General features: G+C 36.0%; 21 protein-coding genes. 18 read left to right on the forward strand and 3 right to left on the reverse strand.

The features are described 5' to 3' along the window. From AC07XN_RS13655 to AC07XN_RS13730, 16 genes are all read left to right on the forward strand, one after another. On the forward strand, window positions 1–835 hold an 835-nt coding region (locus tag AC07XN_RS13655), incomplete at its 5' end, for a DeoR/GlpR family DNA-binding transcription regulator (RefSeq protein WP_494743482.1). Between the two features lie 98 nt (window positions 836–933). Continuing rightward, window positions 934–2343, forward strand: coding sequence for an L-fucose/L-arabinose isomerase family protein (locus AC07XN_RS13660; RefSeq protein WP_494743483.1), 1410 nt, complete (start codon window positions 934–936; stop codon window positions 2341–2343). A 263-nt stretch (window positions 2344–2606) separates the two neighbouring features. Further along, the gene (locus AC07XN_RS13665; RefSeq protein ID WP_494743484.1) at window positions 2607–3443 is read left to right on the forward strand and encodes a transketolase; all 837 of its coding nucleotides are present in this window, start codon (window positions 2607–2609) and stop codon (window positions 3441–3443) included. A 21-nt stretch (window positions 3444–3464) separates the two neighbouring features. Further along, complete coding sequence (locus AC07XN_RS13670; RefSeq protein WP_494743485.1) at window positions 3465–4430, forward strand: transketolase family protein; 966 nt, start codon at window positions 3465–3467, stop codon at window positions 4428–4430. Window positions 4431–4458: 28 nt separating this feature from the next. Beyond that, window positions 4459–6084, forward strand: coding sequence for a DUF5060 domain-containing protein (locus AC07XN_RS13675; RefSeq protein WP_494743486.1), 1626 nt, complete (start codon window positions 4459–4461; stop codon window positions 6082–6084). Continuing rightward, entirely contained in the window at window positions 6081–7010 is a 930-nt protein-coding gene (locus AC07XN_RS13680) for a D-ribose ABC transporter substrate-binding protein (RefSeq protein ID WP_494743487.1), read from the forward strand. The genes AC07XN_RS13675 and AC07XN_RS13680 overlap by 4 nt, the downstream gene beginning before the upstream one ends. A gap of 65 nt (window positions 7011–7075) precedes the next feature. Beyond that, a complete protein-coding gene (locus AC07XN_RS13685) occupies window positions 7076–7699 on the forward strand; it encodes a DUF2291 domain-containing protein (RefSeq protein WP_494743488.1) in 624 nt (207 codons plus the stop codon). A 6-nt stretch (window positions 7700–7705) separates the two neighbouring features. After that, window positions 7706–9205 (forward strand): sugar ABC transporter ATP-binding protein, encoded by a 1500-nt coding sequence (locus AC07XN_RS13690; protein WP_494743489.1) that lies wholly within the window; start codon window positions 7706–7708, stop codon window positions 9203–9205. A gap of 68 nt (window positions 9206–9273) precedes the next feature. Next, on the forward strand, window positions 9274–10248 hold the full coding sequence (locus AC07XN_RS13695; protein WP_309919955.1) for an ABC transporter permease: 975 nt from the start codon (window positions 9274–9276) through the stop codon (window positions 10246–10248). A gap of 5 nt (window positions 10249–10253) precedes the next feature. Next, window positions 10254–11732 carry an FGGY family carbohydrate kinase gene (locus AC07XN_RS13700; protein WP_494743490.1) on the forward strand — a complete coding sequence of 493 codons (1479 nt, stop codon included), beginning with the start codon at window positions 10254–10256 and terminating at the stop codon, window positions 11730–11732. Between the two features lie 281 nt (window positions 11733–12013). Beyond that, complete coding sequence (locus tag AC07XN_RS13705) at window positions 12014–13939, forward strand: glycoside hydrolase family 127 protein (RefSeq protein WP_494743491.1); 1926 nt, start codon at window positions 12014–12016, stop codon at window positions 13937–13939. 292 nt (window positions 13940–14231) lie between these two features. Then, entirely contained in the window at window positions 14232–14462 is a 231-nt protein-coding gene (locus AC07XN_RS13710) for a hypothetical protein (RefSeq protein WP_309919946.1), read from the forward strand. Window positions 14463–14482: 20 nt separating this feature from the next. Beyond that, the gene (locus AC07XN_RS13715) at window positions 14483–14692 is read left to right on the forward strand and encodes a hypothetical protein (protein WP_309919944.1); all 210 of its coding nucleotides are present in this window, start codon (window positions 14483–14485) and stop codon (window positions 14690–14692) included. Between the two features lie 87 nt (window positions 14693–14779). After that, window positions 14780–15307 (forward strand): ferritin-like domain-containing protein, encoded by a 528-nt coding sequence (locus tag AC07XN_RS13720; protein WP_309919942.1) that lies wholly within the window; start codon window positions 14780–14782, stop codon window positions 15305–15307. Window positions 15308–15411: 104 nt separating this feature from the next. Next, on the forward strand, window positions 15412–16128 hold the full coding sequence (locus AC07XN_RS13725; RefSeq protein ID WP_309919940.1) for a YiaD family glycine zipper/OmpA-like lipoprotein: 717 nt from the start codon (window positions 15412–15414) through the stop codon (window positions 16126–16128). Window positions 16129–16661: 533 nt separating this feature from the next. Next, the gene (locus AC07XN_RS13730) at window positions 16662–18629 is read left to right on the forward strand and encodes a tetratricopeptide repeat-containing sensor histidine kinase (protein ID WP_494743492.1); all 1968 of its coding nucleotides are present in this window, start codon (window positions 16662–16664) and stop codon (window positions 18627–18629) included. Window positions 18630–18692: 63 nt separating this feature from the next. Here the strand turns inward: AC07XN_RS13730 and AC07XN_RS13735 are convergent, their stop codons facing one another. Together AC07XN_RS13735 and AC07XN_RS13740 are read right to left on the reverse strand one after the other, a co-directional pair. After that, the gene (locus AC07XN_RS13735; RefSeq protein WP_494743493.1) at window positions 18693–19868 is read right to left on the reverse strand and encodes a class I SAM-dependent rRNA methyltransferase; all 1176 of its coding nucleotides are present in this window, start codon (window positions 19866–19868) and stop codon (window positions 18693–18695) included. 60 nt (window positions 19869–19928) lie between these two features. After that, a complete protein-coding gene (locus AC07XN_RS13740) occupies window positions 19929–20954 on the reverse strand; it encodes a zinc dependent phospholipase C family protein (protein ID WP_494743494.1) in 1026 nt (341 codons plus the stop codon). A gap of 143 nt (window positions 20955–21097) precedes the next feature. Between AC07XN_RS13740 and rpsT the strand changes: the two genes are divergently transcribed. Both rpsT and radC read left to right on the forward strand, forming a co-directional pair. Next, window positions 21098–21352, forward strand: a complete 255-nt coding sequence (gene rpsT / locus AC07XN_RS13745; protein ID WP_309919933.1) for a 30S ribosomal protein S20 — start codon at window positions 21098–21100, stop codon at window positions 21350–21352. A 202-nt stretch (window positions 21353–21554) separates the two neighbouring features. Beyond that, complete coding sequence (gene radC, locus AC07XN_RS13750) at window positions 21555–22256, forward strand: RadC family protein (RefSeq protein WP_494743495.1); 702 nt, start codon at window positions 21555–21557, stop codon at window positions 22254–22256. Between the two features lie 6 nt (window positions 22257–22262). Here radC and AC07XN_RS13755 read toward each other — a convergent pair whose 3' ends face one another. Next, entirely contained in the window at window positions 22263–23819 is a 1557-nt protein-coding gene (locus AC07XN_RS13755; protein ID WP_494743496.1) for a DUF5723 family protein, read from the reverse strand. Between the last annotated feature and the right edge of the window lie 196 nt (window positions 23820–24015).

A 24015-nucleotide genomic window follows, 5' to 3' on the forward strand; every position in this document is an offset into this window, starting at 1 on the left:
AATATTTTTTATATTTTTCTTTTATTTTTGTTTTATTTCATTTAGTTTTGTTTCAACAATCAAGAATATGTTGCCAAATCAGCGTAGAGAAAAGATTTTAGACCTCTTAAAAGAAGATGGTTTAGCCAAAGTAACCGATCTTGCCAGACTGTTTAAAGTCACAGAAGTGACCATTCGTCAGGATTTAGAGAAATTAGAAAAAGATGATTTAGTCATCAGAGAGCACGGTGGAGCTTATTTGAAAAATATTGAAGACCATGTTCGTGAATTTACTGTTGCACATAATGACCTAAATGTTCATCAAAAAGAAAAAATTGCGTTGAAATGCCTTGAGTTTATTTCAAGTGGTGATACCATAATTTTAGATTCAGGTTCTACAGTAACCGAAATAGCAAAAAAACTAAAAGGCTTTCGAAACCTTACGGTAATAACGAATGCCCTGAACATTGCAATGATGCTAGGTACTGAGCCAGGAATAGAAGTAATTATGACTGGCGGAGAGTTTAAGCCACCTACTTTGTCGTTAACGGGACAAAAAGCTGCCGACTTTTTTAAAGGTATCAATGTACAAAAATTGTTTTTAGCCACAGCAGGAATATCCCTAAAAGCTGGTTTGACTTACCCAAGTATTAGTGATATTGTGGTGAAAAAAGCGATGATAGATGCCGCAGAGACGACCTACTTAGTGGCAGATTCTACCAAATTTGGGAAAAGTGCTTTTGCCAGTTTAGGAGCGTTATCATTGATTGATTACATCATTACCGATAATGAGATTAATCAAGAAGATAAATCACATTTTGAAAAGAACGAAATAGAAATAATAATTGCCGATTAGTTGAAAGATAGAATATGATGCCTTGAATTCTCGTGAATTCTTGATGGATGACGTATGACTTATCGAGTAGGCTAGTTGCATAACTGTAAGTCATCGCTATGGAAAAAAAAATCACATTGGGAATTATCATCGGAAACAGAGACTTCTTTCCTGATAGTTTAGTGGAAAAAGCTAGGGTAGAGGTAATAGAACTTTGTAACACACTCGGGATAGATCCTATTGTTTTAGACAGCAACACGACGAAATTAGGAGGAGTTGAAACTTTTCAGGAAGCTCAAAAATGTGCTAATCTTTTTAAACAACACGCCGAAGACATTATTGGCGTATGGGTAGTACTACCAAACTTTGGTGATGAAAAAGGAGTAGCAGACAGTTTGAAATTGGCAAATCTTAATGTACCCGTTTTAGTACAGGCCTATCCAGACGATTTAGATAAGCTGGATGTCGCTCGTAGAAGAGATGCTTGGTGTGGTAAGATTTCGGTATGTAATAACTTGTATCAATACGGCATTAAATATACCCTGACCACCAAACACGTAGTTCGCCCTAATGATGAAGGATTTATAAAAGACCTCAAAGCTTTTTTATCAGTATGTAAAGTGGTGAGAGGTTTAAAGAATGTACGTATAGGGGCTATCGGTGCCAGACCTGGAGCCTTCAATACGGTAAGGTATAGTGAGAAAATTTTACAAAGAAATGGTATTTCAGTCGTTACTTGTGACCTCTCAGAGATACTAGGTAACGCGAATAAACTAACCAAAGACGATGCCATTGTAAAAGACCGTCTGGATAAAATATTAGCTTATACGCCTATCGGCAAAACTCCTAATGAAGCCATGATTCAGATTGCAAAATTAGATGCAGTCTTGAATAATTTCATGTTAGAACATTCATTAGATGCTACTGCTATTCAATGTTGGACGTCCCTACAGAAAAATTATGGCTGTAACGTATGTACCAGTATGAGTATCATGAGTGAAAATATGTTGCCAAGTGCTTGTGAAGTAGATGTGACAGGTACGCTAAGTATGTATGCTATGCAATTGGCTTCGGGTTCACCGAGTGCTTTGGTTGACTGGAATAATAACTATGCTGATGATGACGAAAAGTGCGTTTTATTCCACTGTGGCAACTGGGCAAAGTCTTTCTTGCCTGATATTCAGATTAGTAATGCACCGATTTTGGGTACGTCTGTAGGAGTAGAAAATACTTATGGAGCATTGGACGGACGTACACCAGCCATGCCGTTGACCTACGGAAGAATCAGCACAGATGACCCTAAAGGTATCATTAAAGCATACATCGGTGAAGGGGAATTAACAGATGATGCGCTAAAAACATTTGGTAATAGAGCCGTTGCGCAAATCAATGATTTACAAGGATTGATGCAATATGTATGTAGAAATGGATTTGAACATCACGTAGTAATGAATGCTTCAAAAACTGCTGGAATTTTAAAAGAATCTCTTGGTAATTATATGGGCTGGGAAGTTTATGAACACCGTTGAGGATGGAAATAATTGTGAGTTAGTGAATGAATGAGTTGTGAGTTAGTGAATTGTGAGTGAGCGATTAATAAAAAATTGTTTTACCCACTAACTCACAACTCACTCATTCACAATTCACAACTATATCTTACGACAAATGAGGAGGAATAGTTGTGAATGAGTGAATTGTGAGTTAGCAATTAATAATAAATTGTTTTATTCACCCACAATTCACTAACTCACAACTCACTCATTCACTCACTTACAATTCACAATTATATCTTATGACAACCAAGGAATTACAACTAAAATCGGTTGAATATCGTAAAAAAATTCTTCAATACATTTATCAAGCCAAGGCAGGACATACTGGAGGTTCGCTTTCTTGTATAGATATTCTGAATGTATTGTATAATGATGTGCTGAAAGTGAGCCCCGAAAATTTTAAGTCAGCCCTTCGTGACAGGTATATTCAAAGCAAAGGTCATTGTGTGGAAGCCTTGTACGTAGTTTTAGCAGATAAAGGTTTTTTCCCAGAATCAGCGCTTGAAACACTTTGTCAATACAAGTCATATTACATTGGTCACCCTACTAAAAAAGTAAATGGTGTCGAGCAAAATACTGGTGCTTTGGGTCATGGACTTTCGATGAGTTGCGGAAATGCCTTAGCGGCCAAATTAGATAATGTTGATTATAAGGTATTTACCCTATTAGGAGATGGCGAATTGCCAGAAGGAAGTAACTGGGAGGCCGCTCTTTCGGCAGCACATTATAAGCTAGATAATCTATGTGCTATTATAGATTTAAATGGTTTGCAAATTACAGCACCCACTAAAGAAGTATGTAATACAGAACCTTTGGATAAAAAGTTTGAAAGTTTCGGTTGGGCGGTACGCATTATCGATGGAAACGATATAGAAGCCTTGCAAGAAGCCTTTAATGCCTTGCCTTTTGAAATAGGAAAGCCAAGTGTAATTATCGCTAAAACGGTAAAAGGCAAAGGGGTAAGTTTTATGGAGAATAATTTGAAATGGCATCATGGTGTACCATCGCCAGAACAATATCAGCAAGCTATGGAGGAATTGACGACTGTTCAAGAAAGTCTTTTAGAAGTAGCTTAAAACCTTAAATCGCTTAAGAACTTGGGAGCAACGATTGATAACATCGCCACGACAGATAAAGCCAACTTGGATATTTTTTCAGAAGTACTCCAGACTTTGGCTGAAACCGACAAGAATTTATTGGTAGTAACCAGTGACTCAAGAGGTTCGGGAAAGTTAGTCCCTTTCGGACAAAAATATCCTCAGCAAATAGTAGAAGTAGGTATTGCCGAACAACATTTGGTGGGTATGGCAGCAGGATTGGCTTCGTCTGGCAAAAAAGTTTTTGCCGTTTCACCTGCTTGTTTCCTCACAGCCAGAGCTTTAGAACAAATCAAAAATGATGTTGCTTATTCTGACAATCCAGTCAAGCTTATCGGAATCAGTGCAGGCGTAAGTTATGGAGCTTTGGGAAGTACACACCATAGTTTACACGATTACGCTGTGATGAGAGCCATCAATAACCTTACGATTGTAGCACCAGCCGATAATTTTGAAACGGCCGAAGCCATCAGACAAGCTGCCTCTATAGATACGCCTTTTTATATTCGTTTTGGGAAGAAAGTAATGCCTCTTTTAAGTGAAACAAATACTGAATTTGAGTTTGGTAAAGGCAGAGTTATCAAAGAAGGAAAAGACGTCGTGCTGATTGCCACAGGCGAGACCGTATATCCTGCCTTGCAAGCAGCACAGGCATTAGTGAAAGACAATATAGATGTTGCCGTAATCAGTATGCACACGATTAAACCACTCGATACAGCACTTATAGCCAAATACGCAACGCAATGTAAGGCAATAGTGACGGTGGAGGAACACAGTATTTATGGAGGCTTGGGCGAAGCGTGTGCTTCATTTCTACTTCAAAATCAATTTAATAAGCCTTTTAAAATCATAGGATTACCAGATGAATACACGGTAAGTGGCTCACAGAATGAGATTTTTAAGCACTATGGCATTTCAGAAGCTGGAATCATAAATGAGGCTTTGAAATTGTTAGCAAGTAAGTGAAAATATACCCTCTTATACTATTCAAACAATGAAAATGCTTATTAAACATCTTTTTGTTTACGGTTTATTGTTCATTATTCATCATACTGTTCATGCTCAATCAACGGTTGAACAATGGGGAAGATTTGAATTGACTTTAAAGCATAAGCCGAACGGAAATGCTTTCACAGATGTAAACCTCAAAGCAACATTTATTACTAAAGATACTGCATATACAGTGGCAGGTTTTTATGATGGTAATGATACTTTTATTGTTCGTTTTATGCCATCTAAAACTGGAGTTTGGAAGTATGTTACCCAAAGTGATATTGCGGCACTAAATAATAAAAAAGGGCAATTTGAATGCATCAAGGCTACCGTAGATAATCATGGAATAGTACAAGTGGCTGATGTTTATCATTTCAAATATGCTGATGGCAAAAGATATTACCCACTAGGAACAACATCTTACGCTTGGACACATATGTCGAATGAAGTGCAAGAAATGACACTTAGAACCCTGAAAAATACAGGGTTTAATAAAATTAGAATGGGGGTTTTTCCTAAAAATTATGATTTAGTCAAAGAAGAACCAACGCTTTATCCTTATGTAATTAAAGAAATAAAAAAGGATTCTACTGGCAAGGAAATAAAGGTATGGGATTATTCAACGTTTAATCCCGCATTCTTTCAACATTTGGAAAAAAGGATTGATAATTTACGAGACTTAGGCATACAGGCTGATTTAATTATTTTTCACCCATATGATAAAGGTCGGTGGGGATTTGATGAAATGCCTATGGAGGCGAATCTACATTATATTCAATATTTAACTGCCCGCTTGTCATCTTTTCAGAATATATGGTGGTCGTTAGCGAATGAATATGACTATGTAAAAAGTAAAACAGATGCAGATTGGCTTACGCTTACTAAAGCCGTTATAAAAAATGACCCGTATAGACATTTATGTTCCATTCATGGCAGCACAGCTAAATATTTTGATTATTGGCGACCAGAATTTACCCATGTGTCAGTACAAGACGAAGCCCCTGTGATGAACTGGGGAGCGGCATCTATTGCTAGAAATATATATAACAAGCCCGTTATTTATGACGAAGTAGGCTATGAAGGAAATCTGAAACACCGTTGGGGGCGTTATAGCGGAGAAGAAATGACACACCTTATTTGGATGGGAGTCATCGGAGGAACCTATGTTACGCATGGCGAATCATATATGTTTAAAGATTTGAGAGATACCATTTTTTGGGCAAAAGGAGGTGAATTGAAAGGTACAAGCTGGAAAAGAGTAGGTTTTCTGAGAAAGATTTTAGAAGAAACAGCAAGAATACTAGAGCCAGCAGATATGAGCAGAGATGCTAAGACCACTACTACTGGAAAAGGCGTTTACATTGTTTATCTAGGTAATGAAATAAATAATAAATGGTTGTTTAATCTGCCACACAAGAATGCCAATTTTGAAAAGCGTCCTGTAAAGGGGAATCGTTATAAAGTAGAAATTATTGATACTTGGGACATGACTGTCAAAGTAGTTCCAACAACTTTTGAGCTTTCAGAGGTGAATGATTACCGTTTCTATGACAAAGACATGAAACAGGTAAGAATTCCCTTAAAGCCATATTTAGCCTTACGGATAACAGAAATTCCTAAACTATGAAAAATTATATATTCATATTATTGTTGTTGCTACTGGGTTGTCAGGAAAAGAATCCATCACAAGGACCTAAGAAAATGGCGATTGTGGTCTCGACACTCAATAACCCTTGGTTTGTATTTCTGGCTGAAAACGCCGCTGCAAAAGCCAAAGAATTGGGTTATGAAACAAAAATATTTGATTCTCAGAACAATACTGCCCTAGAATCAGACCACTTTGAAAATGCCATTGTATCGGGTTATCAAGCAATTTTGTTTAATCCTACTGATGCCGATGGAAGTGTAGTGAATGTTCAAAAAGCAAAAGATGCTGGTATCCCAGTATTTTGTATGGATAGAGAAGTAAATTCTCCAGATGCGGCTACTTCACAAATTTTATCAGATAGTTTTTCTGGAAGTGTAGCCATTGCTAAATTTTTCGTTCAACAATTGCATAAAAAAGGCAATTATGTAGAACTCCTTGGTTTAGTAGGCGATAACAATACGTGGGCTCGTTCAAAGGGCTTTCATAGCTTAGTTGATAATTACCCTGGCCTTAAAATGGTCGCTCAGCAAAGTGCCGATTTCGACCGTAACAAAGCGATGGAAGTGATGGAGTCTATTTTGCAAGCTCAACCAAATATTGATGCGGTGTTTTGTGGAAACGATGCGATGGCCATGGGAGCATATCAGGCATTAGCAGGCGCAGGCAAGGCCAATAAAGTAAAAGTGTTTGGTTTTGATGGGGCAGACGATGTCGTTGCAGCCATCAAAGACGGAAAAGTAGCAGCCACAGGCATGCAATTCCCGAAAGTGATGGCACAAATGGCAGCCGTTTACGCAGATGAATATTTAAAGGGGAAAAGAGATTTTCCAGCTAAAATTCCAGTGGCAGTAGAATTAGTGACCAAAGATAATATCAGTCATTATACTGCTTTTGGTAAAAAGTAATTGAATTTTCAGAATAGTGAATATTATCAGCTATTCAGCCTCAGTAATCATTTAACCTTATCACTATGCGAATCGTCAAAATTGTTGTCGCTATCATTGCATTACTTTTTATTGGTTACCATTCTATCGAAATCAAAAAACTAGATGAGGTAAAAAGAGCCTCCGCTGAAAAATTTGATGCCTCAAGTTTTGCCCGTAATTTTTTAGAAAAAACACTTCCTCCAAGTTTTATTAAAGCACCCGATGTTGGTACGTTGTTAGAAGCCCTAAAAACAGCACCTAAAGAAGCATTTCAAAAGATGTCTAATGCGGTAGCCATCGGAAATATTAGGTATTTTTTAGTGAAAGGGCAAGGGCAAATCACAAAGATTCAGGATGATGAAGTACAGGTATTATTAACCAACAATAATCAACCTGTCAGCATAACACTTGCTACTGAATTTATTTATGGAAATGCCATTCGTGATGCAGCGGGCGTATTTGATATTAAGCCTTTTACGAATACTACAGACATCAATAATATTTCATCGGAGATTAATAAAATCATTAGAACCGAGCGTGTACCAGCTTTTAGAAAGCAAATCAAGGTAGGAGACGCTATTCAGTTTATAGGAGCTTTAGAAATGAATCAAGAATATATTAATCTTCAGCATCTTGAGATTTTGCCAATAGAATTTAACAAAATATAGAGTTCAATGACATTATCGGCCAAAAATATCACAAAAAGGTTCTCGGGTGTTACTGCACTTGATGCTGTTTGTATTGATTTGCAAGCAGGGAAAGTAAATGCTATCATCGGTGAAAACGGAGCGGGGAAGTCGACATTAATGAAGATTTTGAGCGGTGTTTATACAGAATACGAAGGCACGATTTATCTGCAAAATAAACCCGTAAAGTTTACCAATACCAAAGAAGCCGAAAATGCAGGCATTGCTATCATTCATCAGGAATTGAATATGATTCCTTACCTGAGTGTGGTAGAGAATATCTTTTTGGGTAGAGAAGTAATCAATGCTTTCGGACTGTTGGATAAAGCTTTTATGCTTAAAAAAACACAAGCCTTATTGCAAAAGCTCTCTCTGAATATCGACCCCAATACGCCTGTCAGGAATCTTAAGGTTGGGCAACAACAGCTTATAGAGATAGCCAAAGCATTGTTGGTAGATGCCAAAGTAATTATCATGGACGAGCCCACGTCGGCCATTACGGGAGCAGAGGTAGATGTTTTGTTTAGAATAATAGATTCTTTAAAAGCAGAAGGTAAAGCCATTGCTTATATCTCACACAAACTGGACGAACTCTTTAAAATAGCGGATACTTACACTGTTTTGCGGGATGGGAAAAGTATTGAGTCGGGCGAAATGAGTGCCGTAACCCGCGATAATATCGTTTCAAAAATGGTAGGACGCGAATTGGTGATTATTCCCAAGAAAAAGCAAGATAGCAATAAAACAGAATTATTAAGGGTAAATCATTTAGGAATAAAACATGAGTCGTTTAAGAAAAATGATTTATTGAATGATATTTCCTTTGTATTGCATAAAGGTGAAATCTTGGGCATTTTCGGATTGATGGGAGCAGGTAGAACAGAATTGTTTGAAGCCATTTTTGGCTTAGCTCCCCGCAAAGTATCTGGCGAAGTATTGATGGAAGGCCAGCGACTCCATATTCACTCACCATCCGATGCCGTAAAAGCAGGTTTGGCATTAGTAAGTGAAGACCGTAAGAAAGATGGTATCGTACCAGAGTTGAGCGTTAAACAAAATATCTGTATTACCACATTGCCTGATTTACTCAGCAACGGAGTATTGGATAATAAAAAAGAGAATAATCTGGCGGATAAATATATCCAAGAATTAAGGATAAAAACCTCCTCATCTGATCAGCTCATTAAAAACCTAAGTGGAGGCAATCAGCAAAAAGCTATCCTCGCCAAATGGTTAGCTACCAAACCGAAAGTATTGTTGCTAGATGAACCAACACGTGGTATAGACGTAAATGCCAAAGCAGAAATTTATAAGCTTATCAATCAACTAGCAGAATCGGGTTTGGGCATTATCATGATTTCATCTGAATTGCCAGAAATTTTTGCGGTAAGCGACCGAGTGATTGTGCTAAGTGATGGAAAGGTAACAGGCGACTATGCCATTAATGATGCATCTGAAGAGATTTTATTAAAAGCAGCGATAGCCTAAGTAACAGTTGTGAATTATGGGTAATGAATTGTGAATTGTCATTGCTTAATATACAAAAAGCCATAAACATGAATTTGATTATACAAAAAGAAAAATTGTACAAATTGCAATCGCTCATTGCCCTATTTGTACTATGTATTATTATCAGTATTTTATCAGATAAATTCCTGACGGTTGCTAATGGATGGAATGTATTAAGACAAATTTCTGTAAATATTTGTATTTCTGTCGGTATGACTTTGGTAGTACTTACGGCAGGGATAGACTTATCGGTTGGGTCTATTTTAGCATTATGTGGTGCCATTACAGCAGGTTTATTGAAAAATGGCATCGAGATTCCTTCTCAGAATATATTGATAAGTTTTACCTTATTAGGGGCTATTATTGTAGGCTTGTTTTTTGGGGGAGTCTTAGGTTTTTTTAACGGATGGGTTATTACCAAATTCAAAGTCCCTCCATTCGTGGCTACCTTAGCCATGCTTACGATGGCTCGTGGGCTTACCATGCTCTGGACGAAAGGTTTTCCTATCAGTAATTTAGGAGCAAAGTTCGATTATATTGGTACAGGGTGGTTTTTAGGCGTACCAGTACCTGTTTGGATAAGTATTTTTGTGATTATTGTAGCCTTGATTGTTACGACAAAAACACCCCTCGGACGATATATTTACGCCATTGGTGGAAACGAAAATGCAGCTAGATTATCAGGCATTAAAATATATAAAATTAAGTTGATTGTTTATACCCTTGCAGGAGGTTTGGCAGCTTTAGGAGGTTTGATGGTAACAGCCCGCCTAGATTCTGCCCAACCTAATGCAGGAACAGGATATGAATTAGATGCCATTGCGGCAGTAGTAATCGGTGGCACTTCTTTATCTGGGGGACGTGGCTCTATTTTAGGGACAGTCCTTGGAGCAATCATCATTGGGGTGCTCAATAACGGATTAGTATTGCTCAATGTATCGCCTTTCTGGCAACAAGTAGTAAAAGGAATGGTGATATTGTTAGCAGTAATCATCGACCGTGCAAATGCTAAAAACGACTAACCGCTATGCAATATATACTCGCTATTGACCAAGGTACTAGTAGTACCAAAGCATTGATTTTCGATGAAAAGGCTGATGTAGTAGCTAGGGCTTCTGAAGTGCTACAAACCCAATATTTAGCAGATGGTTTTGTAGAACAAGACCCTGAAGGAATTTTTGAGAATGCCATGACTGCCGTTAAAAATTGTTTAGCTCAGTTTGTCGCTAATGGCGGAGACTTAAAAGATATAAAAACATGTGGTATCAGTAATCAAAGAGAAACCTTTGTGTTGTGGGATGAAAATGGCAAACCATTGCATAATGCGGTCGTTTGGCAATGCAAACGTTCTGTACAGGTATGTGATAGATTGAGCCAAGAAGGTTTAGGTAATACCATTAAAGAAAAAACAGGCTTATTAATCGACCCTTATTTTTCGGGGACTAAGCTGATTTGGTTATACGAAAATAATCCTGCAATAAAGCAAGCGATAGACGAAGGTAAAGCCTTTTTCGGAACAGTAGATACATGGTTATTGTATAAACTTACAGACGGGAAAGTTTATGCCACAGACTATACCAATGCTTCCAGAACATTATTTTTTAACCTGCATACCCTCGAATGGGATACGGAGCTATTGTCAATTTTCAATCTTTCAACAATCAATTTGCCCGTAGTTAAAGCATCTTCTTCAAATTTCGGTGCAAGTACGTTTGGTGGAATTTTTGACGAAGCCATCAGTATTTCTGGTATGATTGGCGATAGCCATGCAGCCGCTTTTGGAGAAGGTTGTTTTGAAGCAGGCACTGCTAAAGCTACTTTAGGGACTGGCTGTTCTATCTTGATGAACATCGGAGATAAACCACAGCCTTCGCAAAATGGCATGATTACGACTATCTGCTGGAGTACCGAAGGAAGAATAGACTATGCCCTTGAAGGTGCCATTGTAAGTTGTGGTGCAACCGTAGAATGGGTTAAAAATGAGTTAGGTTTATTTGCTGAAAGTAAACATACCCAAGCAATGGCTACGGCTGTTGAGGATAATGGAGGTGTTTATATCATCCCTGCCTTTAGTGGCTTAGGTGCACCCTATTGGGACATGAAGCGAAAGGCATCCATTCATGGATTAACATTTGGTACTAACAAGAATCATATCGTTCGGGCGACGTTGGAATCTATTCCTTTTCAGATAAAAGATGTGATATTAGCCATGGAGGAGGATTCTCACATACATTTACAAGAATTGATGGTAAATGGCGGAATGACTTCTAATAGTTTTGTATTAAGTGCAATAGCTGATTTACTTGGTATTCCAGTAGTCAACAAAGGAATGCCCGATGTATCTGCTTTAGGAGCAGCTTTAATGGCTGGTTTAGGCATACAAATTTTTGAATCAGTAGCATCTTTAAAAACCTTGTTTCAAAAGCCACAGTCAGTCCTCCCTCAGGAACAAAATCAACTAAAAATTCATAAAGCCTTTAAGGCTTGGAAAGAAATTATTCAATAAAACGCTTAGTTATTCTTCAGTTGCATACCCTATTTCCATATTTTATTTAAGGAAAATAGGGTATGTAGTATACTCTTCTCTCTCTTTCATTCAAAGCCAAAATCGTTAAATTATCTTTAGTCAAGTAATTATCTGTTAAAAGTTAATCGATTAAGCTATTCGTGTTCCAATTATCAAAAAAACATCTTTAAATATTCTTTTCTCATTTAATCTTACTGATTTTATGCTAGAAGGAAATGGTAAAGTGTTAATTTATAGCGTTTTAAACTGAAAAATATACAATGAAGAAACAACTCTTATTAATAATAAGCCTTTTAATAGTAGTAAATAGTACACAAGCACAATCACATTATCCCGGTCAGCATACAGACAAATTTACCTTACAAGATAAACTAAAACCCGCAGTATATAGCTTTGATTTATCTGATGTACGACTACTGGATGGACGATTCAAAGAAAATATGCTACGTGAACAAAGTTGGCTTTTATCGATAGATGTCAAAAGATTATTACATAGTTTTCGTAATAATGCAGGTATTTATGATGCCAATGAAGGGGGATATTTTGAAGTGAAAAAATATGGAGGTTGGGAATCGTTGGATTGTGATTTACGAGGACATTCTACGGGACATTTGCTTTCTGGGCTTTCATTGATGTATGCGCAGACTGGTGACGAACGCTTTAAAGTTAAAGCAGACAGCATCGTTGCTGGATTGGCAGTTGTGCAAAAAGTATTAAATCAAGATGGTTATTTAAGTGCTTTTCCACAAGAATTGATTAATAGAAATATCACAGGACAAAAAGTGTGGGCTCCTTGGTACACTTTGCATAAGATAATTGCTGGACTAATCGACCAATATCTATATTGCAATAATCTGCAAGCATTAGAAGTTGCCCAAAAGATAGGAGCTTGGGCATATCAAAAACTTCAACCTGTAACCCAAGCACAACGTGCCTTGATGCTTCGCAATGAGTTTGGAGGAATTAATGAATCTTTTTACAATTTATATGCTATCACTGGAAAAGCTGAATACAAATGGCTAGCTACATTTTTCTATCATAACGAAATGCTTGACCCATTGAAAGAAGGCAAAGATATTTTAGAAAAGAAGCACGCCAATACCTACATTCCTAAATTATTGGGAATGACGCGTGAATATGAGTTAGAAGGCCAAGGACAAGGAGATGCTGTTGCTACTTTCTTTTGGAATACTGTTATCAATCACCATTCATTTGCAACGGGAAGTAATAGTGATAAAGAAAAATTTTTCAAAGCAGACGCACTTTCAGAACACTTGACGGGCTATACTGGCGAAACGTGCAATGTTTATAATATGCTTAAACTGACTCGCCATTTGTTTTCGCACACTGCTGATGTGAAATATGCGGACTATTACGAGAAAGCTCTTTTCAACCATATCCTTGGTCAACAAGACCCACAAACAGGAATGGTAGCCTACTTTTTACCCATGTTAGCTGGAGCACACAAAGTATATAGTACTCCGGAAAATTCCTTTTGGTGTTGCGTAGGCAGTGGATTCGAAAACCATGCAAAGTATGGTGAAGCCATATATTATCATAGTGCAGACGCTCTGTATGTGAATTTATTCATAGCTTCAACCCTTAATTGGAAGGAAAAGGGGTTTAGCATTAAACAAGAAACCGTTTTCCCTGAGTCTGGTAAAACAGTGTTTACGATTGAATCTGCTCCAAATCAGTTACTTACTTTAAATGTTCGTTATCCATCATGGGCAAGTAATGTGAGTGTTACGGTGAATGGAAAGTCTTTGAAAATCAAGCAAACTGCAGGAAGCTACCTTTCAATAGGTAGAGTATGGAAAGCAACTGACCGTGTAGAAATTACATTTCCCCTGACTTTGACTACACAAGCTACCAGTGATAACCCTAATAAAGTAGCAATATTATATGGGCCAATCGTATTGGCTGGAGAAATGGGTACGGCGCAAATGGAATCTCCTGCTCCTTATTCTAATCCTTCACTGTATAACGATTATTACACATTCAACTACAAAGTACCTGCTGACATAGTACAAACATTGAGTTTAGATAAAAGTAATGTGAACAATACTATTAAACCTCTCACAGAAAACCCCCTGACCTTCAAAACATTAAATGAAGGTATTACACTTCGCCCTTTGTACGATATTCACCGAGAACGATATGTAGTGTATTGGGATCTGAAGTAGAAAGTACCATTTCACTAGCCACACAATATTAGAACAATTAAGCAACCTGTGGAAGAAATATAAGCATACTAGCATAAGCATAGTTGACTAATGCTAAAGCACTAAAAGTAAGTACTATTTTGTACTTGTTTTTAATGTTTTAGCATTTTTTTGTGATGCTTGCTACCTCTTTTACTATTTTTTACACACATTTTGTAGAGTTATTTGCTCAAATGTCCTCCTAAATGTTAGTTTTCTGCTACTGGTACAAATGTTTTAACCTCTTTAATGTAACCTATAAAATAATAAGAACATGGAAAAAGCTGATAGAGTAGATAAGGAAATGCGTTCTGATATTAAAGAACAAAAAAAAACGAAAGCAGGCAATATGTTTATCTATACTGTTTTAATTGGGATTGTCTTAATCTTGATTTCAATAGCAGGAGGATATTGGTCCACTTCTGATAACGAAGGCCAGCATAACATGGGTAAAGTGACCTCTAAAGACACATTGATATTAAATAAATCAGACACTGTTAAATAATTTATAAATAAAATAAAGCCATGGGAACTACAAAAATCGAAACTACAAAGAAAAAAGTTAAAAAAGAGGCTGCTGAACACAAAGCCGAAACGTTAGAAAAAAAAGGAGCTGTAGCAAAAGCAGAAGCTAAAGAAACTATCGATGATATTAAACTTGGTGCTTTGAATTTAGCTGAAAAAGTAGCTGATAAGTTTGACGAAGTGAAAGCTAAAGTGAAAAAAGCAATTTAGTGACACGAGATTTTTCAAACTTAAAATTCATAAACCTTCTAAAAAAGAATCAGGAATTTTAATTATAACTGATTCTTACCTTTAATTATGCAAAATCAATATGAAATTCTCTTGAAAGGTCTGAATGAACTAATAGAGATTAACTATAATCGTATCGAAAATTATAGGAAAGCAGAACAAAACATGGATGGAGGGGACTTGAAAAATCTTTTTCACGGAATGTTGAATGAAAGCGAACACTTTGCAGAAGCATTGGCTGAACATGTGGTAAAATTTGGTGGAGAACCTGCTACTTCAAGTACACTGATAGGTAAAGCTCATCAAATTTGGGTAGATTTTAAAGCTTCAATTGTATCTAATAATCGAGAAACTATTTTGAATTCTTGTGAATCTGGCGATAAAGCTACACTCGAGGCCTATGAAACTGTGTTGGCTTCAGATAAAGTACAAGCATCGCCTGATTTGTCGCAATTATTGAAATCACAAATTTCTTCAATCACTGAGTCATTAAAAATTATTCAGTCATTGAAAAAATCGCAGCATCATGCAAAGGCAGAACAGGAGGTATTAGATAACCAACAAGAAGTATTCGATAAACCAATGCCAGTATCATAATTTTTGATTTGTTGACGGAAAATGCCATGACATTGTTATGGCATTTTTGTTAGAAAAGCTAAACAAAAATATTGTACTGTTCATTATACCAAAACAATTAAATTATGAGAACGATAAATATGTATACACGGAGTATTAGCAAAATAGTTTTGTTATTACTTGTTTTAGCACCGAGTTTTTATTCATGTAATTCATTTAAAAAGCTTAATAATGCTCAGCGAGGGGCCATCATTGGTGCTGGTACTGGTGCAGCCATGGGTGCTGCTATCGGACGAAAATCAAATCCAGCTGTTTATGCGATTGTAGGCTCAGCTGTCGGAGGAATTGCAGGTACGTTTGTAGGGAAATACATGGATAAGCAAGCTGAAAAGTTAAAGAAAGATTTAGATGTAGTAGCGGATGTAGAAAGAGTGGGAGAGGGCATCAAAATTACGATGAAGTCGGGAGTATTGTTCGATTTCAATTCGTCCAAAATTAATCCTACTGTAAATGATAATCTAATTAAGTTTGCTGAAACCTTAAAGCAGTATCCTGATACAGAAATTTTAGTAGCTGGGCATACTGATAATGTAGGAACAGAGGCTTATAACATGAAATTGTCTCAGCAAAGAGCAGATGCAGTAGCGGCTGTTCTGAAAGCTAATAACGTATCAAGAAGTCGTCTGACAGTATTAGGTTATGGCGAGAAAGACCCTGTAGCTGATAATACATTGGAGTCGGGCAGAGAGCAAAATAGAAGAGTAGAATTTGCTATTGTTGCTGACGATAAGTTGAAAAAAGATGCAGTTAAGGCTAGCGGTAATGAAGTAAGTAAAAAATAAAAAGGTTAAGCCCTAATCAAGGTATCCTAGGTTCAAGGTAGAATTGCCCGTTAGTCTCATTTCATAGATTAATGGGCAATTCTATTTTTTTACTTGTTAAAGTAGCAGGAGAAGTTTTGTTTTTAGTGTGACTATCAACTCTGTTGTCTAAAAATTATCTTCAATAAAAAAGTTGATTAAACAGGCTGAATTATGAAATATCGCATTGAGAACTTCATGATAAAGTCTTGCGTATTTAAAAAAACGTTATGCTTAATTTTTAATAAACTAGGTATTTAAAAAAATAAATTTGCCCTTCAACCTGACTTTTCTGGATTGATGGGCAAATTTCTTTTTTCGCCTTTATTTTCGTTTTTGGCTCATATTTTGTTTAAATAAAATAGCTTAATTTGGTAAGAAAACAAGCTAAGCATTGAAGAAAAGCTCTAAGAGTTTTAAGCAACAATATACTTGATTTATGAAACCACTATTAACGACCAAAGAACCATTTTAAGTTATTGATAACTTAAAAAGATATTTGGATTATAATAAATATGAAGAAAAGGGCTTTTTGTGCGCTAGAGATTTACAGCAAATACACAGGTATAAAAACAATAGTTACTATTATTGGATTAATAATTTATGCATCTTCACTTTCACTAGCTCAATCAGATCGGCTGCAACTTTTGAATGATAAACTTAACGCTGCTAAACATGATACCGATAGAGTAAATACGTATTATGCCCTTTCAAGATATTATTGGAATAAAAATTCAGATAGTTCACTTTTTATGGCACAAAAGTCTTTGGATTTAGCCAAGAAAATCCATTTTGAGAAAGGTGTTGCTTTAGCATACCTTACTAAAGGCGTGTCATTGGTTTCAAAGGGAAGATTGCCCGAAGCACTAGAATGCCATTTCCAATGTCTACGCATTAGTGAAAAGCTAGGATTGACTGGGCTTTCAGGAAATGAATATAATAATATAGGTATTGTTTATTCAGATATGGAAGAGTATGACAATGCCTTGTTTTATTATAAAAAAGCATACGATATAGCCCTTAAACAAAATGACCCAACAAAGTATGCTACATTTAGCTTGTTAGTAAATATGGGCGAAATCTTTAAATATAAAGGAAAGCCAGATTCAACCATAGCTTATAATAAAAAAGCTTTGCCCATAGCTCAAGGAGTAAAAGACACTCTTGGAACTACTATTACGCTCTATAATATAGGCGAGAATTATATAGCTCTTAAAAACTACGAGTTAGCAAAAGAATACCTCAATAAAGCGTTGGCATTAGCAATAAAAATTAAGGATGATGAAGATATTGCCTATTGTCATAATGCGTTTGCACTTATTTATTATTATACTGGTAATTATAAATTAAGTTTACATTTTGCCAATATGGCTTTAAAAGAGAATAAGAAACTAGGTATTGAAGAAATATCGACTCAGATATACAATACATTGTACCTGAATCATCAAAAATTAGGAAATTATAAAGAAGCACTAGTTTTTAGAAATTTAGGAATAGCGTTAAAAGATAGTCTAAGTGGTATCGAAAAAACAAGAGCCATCACCAGAGTGCAGTCGAGCTATGAGCTTGAAAAGAAACAACAACAAATAGATTTACTGAATAAAACTGCTCGTATCAAACAAGGAGAATTAAAAAACCTTGAGTTGAAGCGAAATCTGATAGCTGGAGGAGCCTTGCTTTTATTAATGATAGCCGTCCTTTTATTTAAAAATCATCATGAAAAGAAGAAATTTATCAAACAATTGGAGGAACAAAACAAGGATATTATTGATAAAAATGAACATTTAGAAGAATTGATATTGGTAAGGAATCGATTTTTTTCAATTATCAGTCATGATCTTCGTGGGCCTGTTAACTCAGTTAAAGGAATGATAGACTATATGATTGATGATAAAATGGTTGAAGAAGAGGTAGCGTTTTATGTGGGACAAATCTCTCAAAGTCTGCATGCTACCTCCAAGCTATTAGATAATCTTTTATACTGGGCTAAAAGTCAAATGGATGGTATGCAAGTAAATCCGCAATTGTTTGACATACAGGAAATAATCCAGCAGAATGTTTTATTAATAGAAACAAGAGCTACAGAAAAGAAAATAAAAATAGTTGCCGAAAGGCGACAAGCACCTCAATTGGTTTTTGCGGATTCAATCATGATAGATATTGTTATTAGGAATATTGTCGAGAATGCAGTAAAATTTTTAAAAGCATCCAATAGCGTTATTATTGATACTGTAGAAAAGGAACAGGTAATTGTTGTATCTATTAAAGATGATGGACAAGGGATTCCATTGGAGGCTCAATCAAAAATATTCAATAAATATACTTCATATTCAAGTTTTGGGACAGCCAAAGAGAAAGGGAGTGGTCTTGGGCTGTTGTTATGCAAAGAACTGATAGAGAAAAATAATGGAACAATATGGTTTGAAAGTGTGCCGGACCAAGGTACTACTTTCTACTTTACACTACCATTCAGTAAAAAGTAAAATTAGCTTTCTTAAGAACGATAATTGAAGCCCTTAAGAAAGCTAATATATTCGCATAAATCTTTATTCTACATAAAGCACTAAGCCTTTTAGATAACTGCCTTCTGGGTGAAAGAAATTCACAGGGTGGTCAGCAGGCTGTGTAAGGTGATGTAATACTTTGGCTTGTCGCCCAGCTTCTAGCGCAGCAGAGACTACAGTATTATAAAATAGCTCTCTGTCAACTACCTGTGAACACGAAAACGTAAATAAAATTCCTCCCTTTGCTAATCTTTTAAAACCTTCAGTATTCAATCTCTTATACCCTTGAATAGCATTATGACGCGTAGCTACGTTTTTGGCGTAAGCAGGTGGGTCAAGTACGATTAAATCATAAAACTGGTCGTTAGCTTTCAAGTACTTCATTACATCTTCTGCATAAGCCTGATGATTTAATCCTTGAAAATTGTTTGCTTCGATATTTTGAGTAACCAAGTCGATTGCTTTCTGAGAAACGTCAACAGAATGTACTAATTCAGCCTCAGCCCCTAAAGCATACATCGAAAAGCCACCCGAATAACAGAACGAATTCAATACTTTTTTACCTTTTGAATATTTCGCTAACAAGGCTCTGTTATCTCTTTGATCAAGGAAAAAACCAGTTTTTTGTCCAGTCTCCCAGTTAATCATAAACTTAAAACCATTTTCAAGGACAGGGTGCGGTACTGTACACGCACCAAATAAATAACCATTCTGAACCGTTGAGGCAAACTGGTTAGGAAGCGTTTCGTGCGATTTATTATAAATAGCGATTAATTTATCTCCGTATACTTTTTGTAAGGCTACCGCAATTTTCTCTTTTTCAAGATACATACCGATGCTATGGGCTTGAAAAACGGCAACGCCATTGTAGAAATCAATGATTAGGCCTGGGCAACCATCTCCTTCGCCATGGATTAAACGGTAACAATTAGTAGTTTCAAAATCAATTAATTGACGAACCTGATAAGCCTTTTGGATTTTATCAAACCAGAAGTTTTCATCAGCGTTGGTTTCTTGAAAAGAAAATATTTTTACAGCGATACTTCCTTCATGATAATGTCCAGTAGCCAAATAGTTTTTGTGCGAATCAAACACATCAACGGCTTCCCCATCTGTAGGATTTCCAATAATTTTTGCAATAGCACCCGAAAAAATCCAAGGGTGAAAACGTTTTACAGGGTTTTCCTTACCTGCTTTTAAAATAATTTGTGATTTCATACCACAAAATTACAGATGAAAATCGTTTTAATACTTATTCACCCTTCATTTTCAAAGGAATCAATTTTCATCTCTTGCTTTAAAAAGTTTTTGAAGCCATGTTTTCTGTTCTTTTTCATCGGCTTGTTTTTCTTTAGCGGATGGGGCAAACTGTATGTTGCTTAAATCTGGCTGACCAGCATCTATCCATGCAGTGTACCAAAAATCACCAGTCATTTTGATAGACCTCCTCATTTGCCTTTCTACTTGTCCCCTCAACGCTTCATGGTATTTTTTTGAATAGTCCTTCGCATACATCTTGATATTTTGCCCATTATGCTCTTCGATACTATATTTTTTACTTGGATTAGTGGAGGCGTTTAGGTGTTTTTCAAAAGCAAAAACGGAATCCAAACACGCATTTGCATGGCTGACGGCTTCCCAAGTTCGTTTACTGACAGATTTTTCATAAGTAGCTGAGCCTACTAAGAAATCGTAGTTACTAGCAAATAATTCTGGTAATCGAGATTCCCAAAAACCATGAATACCGACTTGATTAGTTTTTTGTCCGTTGTAATTAGACGAAGTATGAAGCGGAACATTGGCATCAGCGATATAATGACCAATTTCAGCAGAGACTTTGAGAATCTTTTGAGCATTTTTTTCTTCAAATGCCTTCGTCAGTTGAAACTTCATAAACTGGATATGCCAAGGAACGATACCATGTTTGAATAAACTATCTTCTGAAAACTTTTCAACAGCGTCATTCCAGTAATGTGGCAATTTGTAAATGGCACTATCACCATAGCTATCCAAATCAATGTAATGTTTTGGGGCTTCGTCCTGCACAGCATACCTTCGACGGTCGGGAGCAACCGAGTGTTCTACAATATAATATAAGTTTGTTTTATAGAAAGAAATCATCTCGGGCGGTAAAGTAAAAATGGCTAATTGATTAATGCGTTGATGTGCGAAAAATCCCCATTTTGTGACCTTATGAGCATTCAGGTAAGGTTTTGGGTTAGAATAGCCTGCGCTTTTAAAAGCAAATGAAGCTGAAATGTTGGAAAATAAACATAAAAATAGGAGTAAAAATGTTTTTCTCATGGCGATATACTTTAGGTATAAAAAGCTAATTCAAGCTAATTTGAAAGTTTTTGTAAATATGCACTTGTATTATCTTAAAAAAGATGTACCTTTGCACCTCAATAATAGAAAATCAGAAAACCAATATTATTCGGGAAATAAACATGGCAAATCACAAATCATCTTTAAAAAGAATCAGAGCAAACGAAGCAAAAAGATTACGTAATCGTTATCAGCACAAAACTACACGTACAATGGTGAAGAAATTGCGCTTGACACACGATAAAGTAGTTGCTACTGATCTTTATCAAAAAGTTTCTTCTGCTCTTGACAAATTAGCTAAGAAGAACATTATTCACAAGAACAAAGCTTCTAACTTGAAATCTAAGTTAGCAAAGTTAGTGAATAAAATAGCTTAATATAGCTTTGAAATATTCATAAAAAAATGACCTTTCTGAAAAGATGGGTCTTTTTTTATGCCTAAAATTTTGCAATAAAATATTTTAGTTTTAAATTAATCTTTATAAAATATCGTTTCTACAGAAATACGATAATAGTTAATTTTGCCAAAAAAATAATAAAATACATACACTATATTAACACTATAAAACTTAACACCTAATGAAGACCTACGAGAATACCCATCTGAATATCAAATCTTGGGCAGAAGAAGATAGACCTCGCGAAAAACTACTTATCAAAGGCAAAGCAGCCTTATCAGACGCAGAATTGTTGGGCATTTTAATTGCTACAGGCATTCAGAACATGACAGCCATTGATATTGCCAAAGTAATACTCCAGCGTGTAAACAATGATTTGAATCAACTAGCGAGGCTCTCTGTGAAAGATTTAGCTAAGTTTAAAGGAATTGGTGAAGCCAAAGCCATTACGATAGTCAGTGCCTTAGAATTAGGGAGGAGAAAGAAAAACACAGAGAAAACAGAACGCCCAAGAATTAGGTGTTCGGCAGATGCTTATGAAGTATTAAAACCCTACCTGACAGATTTACAGCATGAAGAATTTTGGGTTATCTTGCTCAATCGTGCCAATGATGTAATGAAATGTGAAAGAGTAAGTAGCGGTGGTGTTTCTGGTACAATTGCTGACCCTAAAATGATATTTAAAGTAGCTTTAGAACACTTAGCGAGTGGTATTATTCTATCGCACAATCACCCTTCGGGTAATTTGAGCCCTAGTCAGGTAGATAAAGACCTTACACAAAAATTAAGAGCAGGAGGACAGCATCTAGATATACCTGTATTAGACCACCTGATTTTTACCGATAAAAAATACTTTAGCTTTGCCGACGAAGGAATGTTATGAAAGAGCCTATTTTTTCCAGAACATCATTGTTTCTATTAAACTTTTACGAGTACCTTTTTCGTAAAAACAGGCATTAGGAACAGTAGGAGGTTTTCTGAAGATAGGAATACTAGCACCAAAGTATAAATCTAGCCCCCGAGGCGTGCCGATATTTAATATACTTCCCAAGTTGTCAGTACCCAGAAAAACAGGCCCTAGGCGAGCAGACAAGCCAAATGAAAAGGTGCTATAATTATCTAATAGTGCAAAAGGCATAGCCACTTCTGCCCATTTAGTTTCCCATCTAGGGGTTACTGCTAACAACGAAGGAGATTTTATACCAATAGAATTGTCACTTCTTAAAGCATGTGTCCAAACGCTATTGATGTAAATATTGTTTTTGTAATGATAGTCAAAATTTACGCTGAAAGCTGTTGGTAAACTAGTGTGAAATAATGACTGAGCTTGATCTTCACTAAGGTTTAAAGAAGCATTGATACGGTCGAGGCCGTCATTAAGGCCTTGTACTTTTTTATAGTCTTTTGAATTAAAAACTTTATTCGTAGTATTTATATCCCAATTTTTTACATAATTAGGATTAGAATACTTTAGCCCACCAATATCCAATAATGAAACGCCTACGCGAAATTGATATTTGTTTTTACTTGGGTCTAATTTCAAAACACCCTTTTCTCGATAGGAAAATTTACGTAAATCTGGACGAAACTCATACACAATACCAATATCTAAGCCCCAGCCACTACCAGCAGATTGATTGCCCAAAATCCATCCGGGACTAAACTTTGCGTTTTCAAAAGCTTCATTTTTTGTATATCCATATTGAGCCACAAGACTATTAATTCTTAATAAACGCTCAGTACGGTTGGCTGGGTCGGATACAACATCATAATTAGCTCTGTCTATCATCAAGTGGGCAGAATATAAACCCACTAATCGTTTAACCGTAAGACCAACTTTGACAAAGTCTTCATCTTCGCTCATTAATACTTGCCCAAAGCTAAGCCCAAATTCAACAAAGCTATTTGCATTGAAAGTAGTGCCATTTAGGTTCACCAGTTGGTTTTGAATACCTTCATTTTTAATATTTGTACGAATTAGTTCAGAAAATTGGCTTTCCATACCAGTAAAATTGATGCCAGTTCGTACGCGCGTTAAAACAGCAACAGATTGTCTGTTATTTAGATTGATTAAAGCAGATGGCCCTCTGAAATCATCAATGGTGTGTAGGTGTTTAAGTCCACTACTTTGATTAGCTGCTAAATATTCGTCTTTAAAAAGAATGTTGTTGTTAACGGGGTTTCTGTATTGACTAGGAACAGTATTGCTGAAGAGTTGTAAGACAGAATAAGGCGCTTCCCAATTGGTGAAGTTATTCGTTAAAAATATATCATTGCTTGCTAAGTTAATATATACTTTATACCTTGAGTCTACTACATTAGCAGGATTAGTATAAACTGAATTAGTACCAGCATAATTACTTCCAGAAATACCTAACCATTGTTGTGCTGCGACTCCAAAAGAGAAAAATAAACATATTAAAAAATAAAGAATTAATCTAAGCATTGTTAGTGGTTTTGTATACTTTGCTATTACTACAAAAACGGTAGCGGTAATAAATTAATGGATAAATAATTTTACAAATATACCGCTAATACAAATTACTTATTAGCTATATAGATTTTAGTGCAAAAATATTATGATTTGGAGCTAAAAGGTAAACAGTTCAATTTAATATTGAAATATTTACATAATTTACTAT

Source organism: Arcicella sp. GW458-12-2-14-TSB2 (assembly GCF_059423785.1).

Excerpts from the sequence above, each read along its gene's own strand:
- AC07XN_RS13660 (WP_494743483.1), top strand. The coding sequence starts at position 934 with ATGGAAAAAAAAATCACATTGGGAATTATCATCGGAAACAGAGACTTC.
- AC07XN_RS13665 (WP_494743484.1), top strand. The coding sequence starts at position 2,607 with ATGACAACCAAGGAATTACAACTAAAATCGGTTGAATATCGTAAAAAA.
- AC07XN_RS13675 (WP_494743486.1), top strand. The coding sequence starts at position 4,459 with ATGAAAATGCTTATTAAACATCTTTTTGTTTACGGTTTATTGTTCATT.
- AC07XN_RS13680 (WP_494743487.1), top strand. The coding sequence starts at position 6,081 with ATGAAAAATTATATATTCATATTATTGTTGTTGCTACTGGGTTGTCAG.
- AC07XN_RS13685 (WP_494743488.1), top strand. The coding sequence starts at position 7,076 with ATGCGAATCGTCAAAATTGTTGTCGCTATCATTGCATTACTTTTTATT.
- AC07XN_RS13690 (WP_494743489.1), top strand. The coding sequence starts at position 7,706 with ATGACATTATCGGCCAAAAATATCACAAAAAGGTTCTCGGGTGTTACT.
- AC07XN_RS13695 (WP_309919955.1), top strand. The coding sequence starts at position 9,274 with ATGAATTTGATTATACAAAAAGAAAAATTGTACAAATTGCAATCGCTC.
- AC07XN_RS13700 (WP_494743490.1), top strand. The coding sequence starts at position 10,254 with ATGCAATATATACTCGCTATTGACCAAGGTACTAGTAGTACCAAAGCA.
- AC07XN_RS13705 (WP_494743491.1), top strand. The coding sequence starts at position 12,014 with ATGAAGAAACAACTCTTATTAATAATAAGCCTTTTAATAGTAGTAAAT.
- AC07XN_RS13710 (WP_309919946.1), top strand. The coding sequence starts at position 14,232 with ATGGAAAAAGCTGATAGAGTAGATAAGGAAATGCGTTCTGATATTAAA.
- AC07XN_RS13715 (WP_309919944.1), top strand. The coding sequence starts at position 14,483 with ATGGGAACTACAAAAATCGAAACTACAAAGAAAAAAGTTAAAAAAGAG.
- AC07XN_RS13720 (WP_309919942.1), top strand. The coding sequence starts at position 14,780 with ATGCAAAATCAATATGAAATTCTCTTGAAAGGTCTGAATGAACTAATA.
- AC07XN_RS13725 (WP_309919940.1), top strand. The coding sequence starts at position 15,412 with ATGAGAACGATAAATATGTATACACGGAGTATTAGCAAAATAGTTTTG.
- AC07XN_RS13730 (WP_494743492.1), top strand. The coding sequence starts at position 16,662 with ATGAAGAAAAGGGCTTTTTGTGCGCTAGAGATTTACAGCAAATACACA.
- AC07XN_RS13735 (WP_494743493.1), bottom strand. The coding sequence starts at position 19,868 with ATGAAATCACAAATTATTTTAAAAGCAGGTAAGGAAAACCCTGTAAAA.
- AC07XN_RS13740 (WP_494743494.1), bottom strand. The coding sequence starts at position 20,954 with ATGAGAAAAACATTTTTACTCCTATTTTTATGTTTATTTTCCAACATT.
- rpsT (WP_309919933.1), top strand. The coding sequence starts at position 21,098 with ATGGCAAATCACAAATCATCTTTAAAAAGAATCAGAGCAAACGAAGCA.
- radC (WP_494743495.1), top strand. The coding sequence starts at position 21,555 with ATGAAGACCTACGAGAATACCCATCTGAATATCAAATCTTGGGCAGAA.
- AC07XN_RS13755 (WP_494743496.1), bottom strand. The coding sequence starts at position 23,819 with ATGCTTAGATTAATTCTTTATTTTTTAATATGTTTATTTTTCTCTTTT.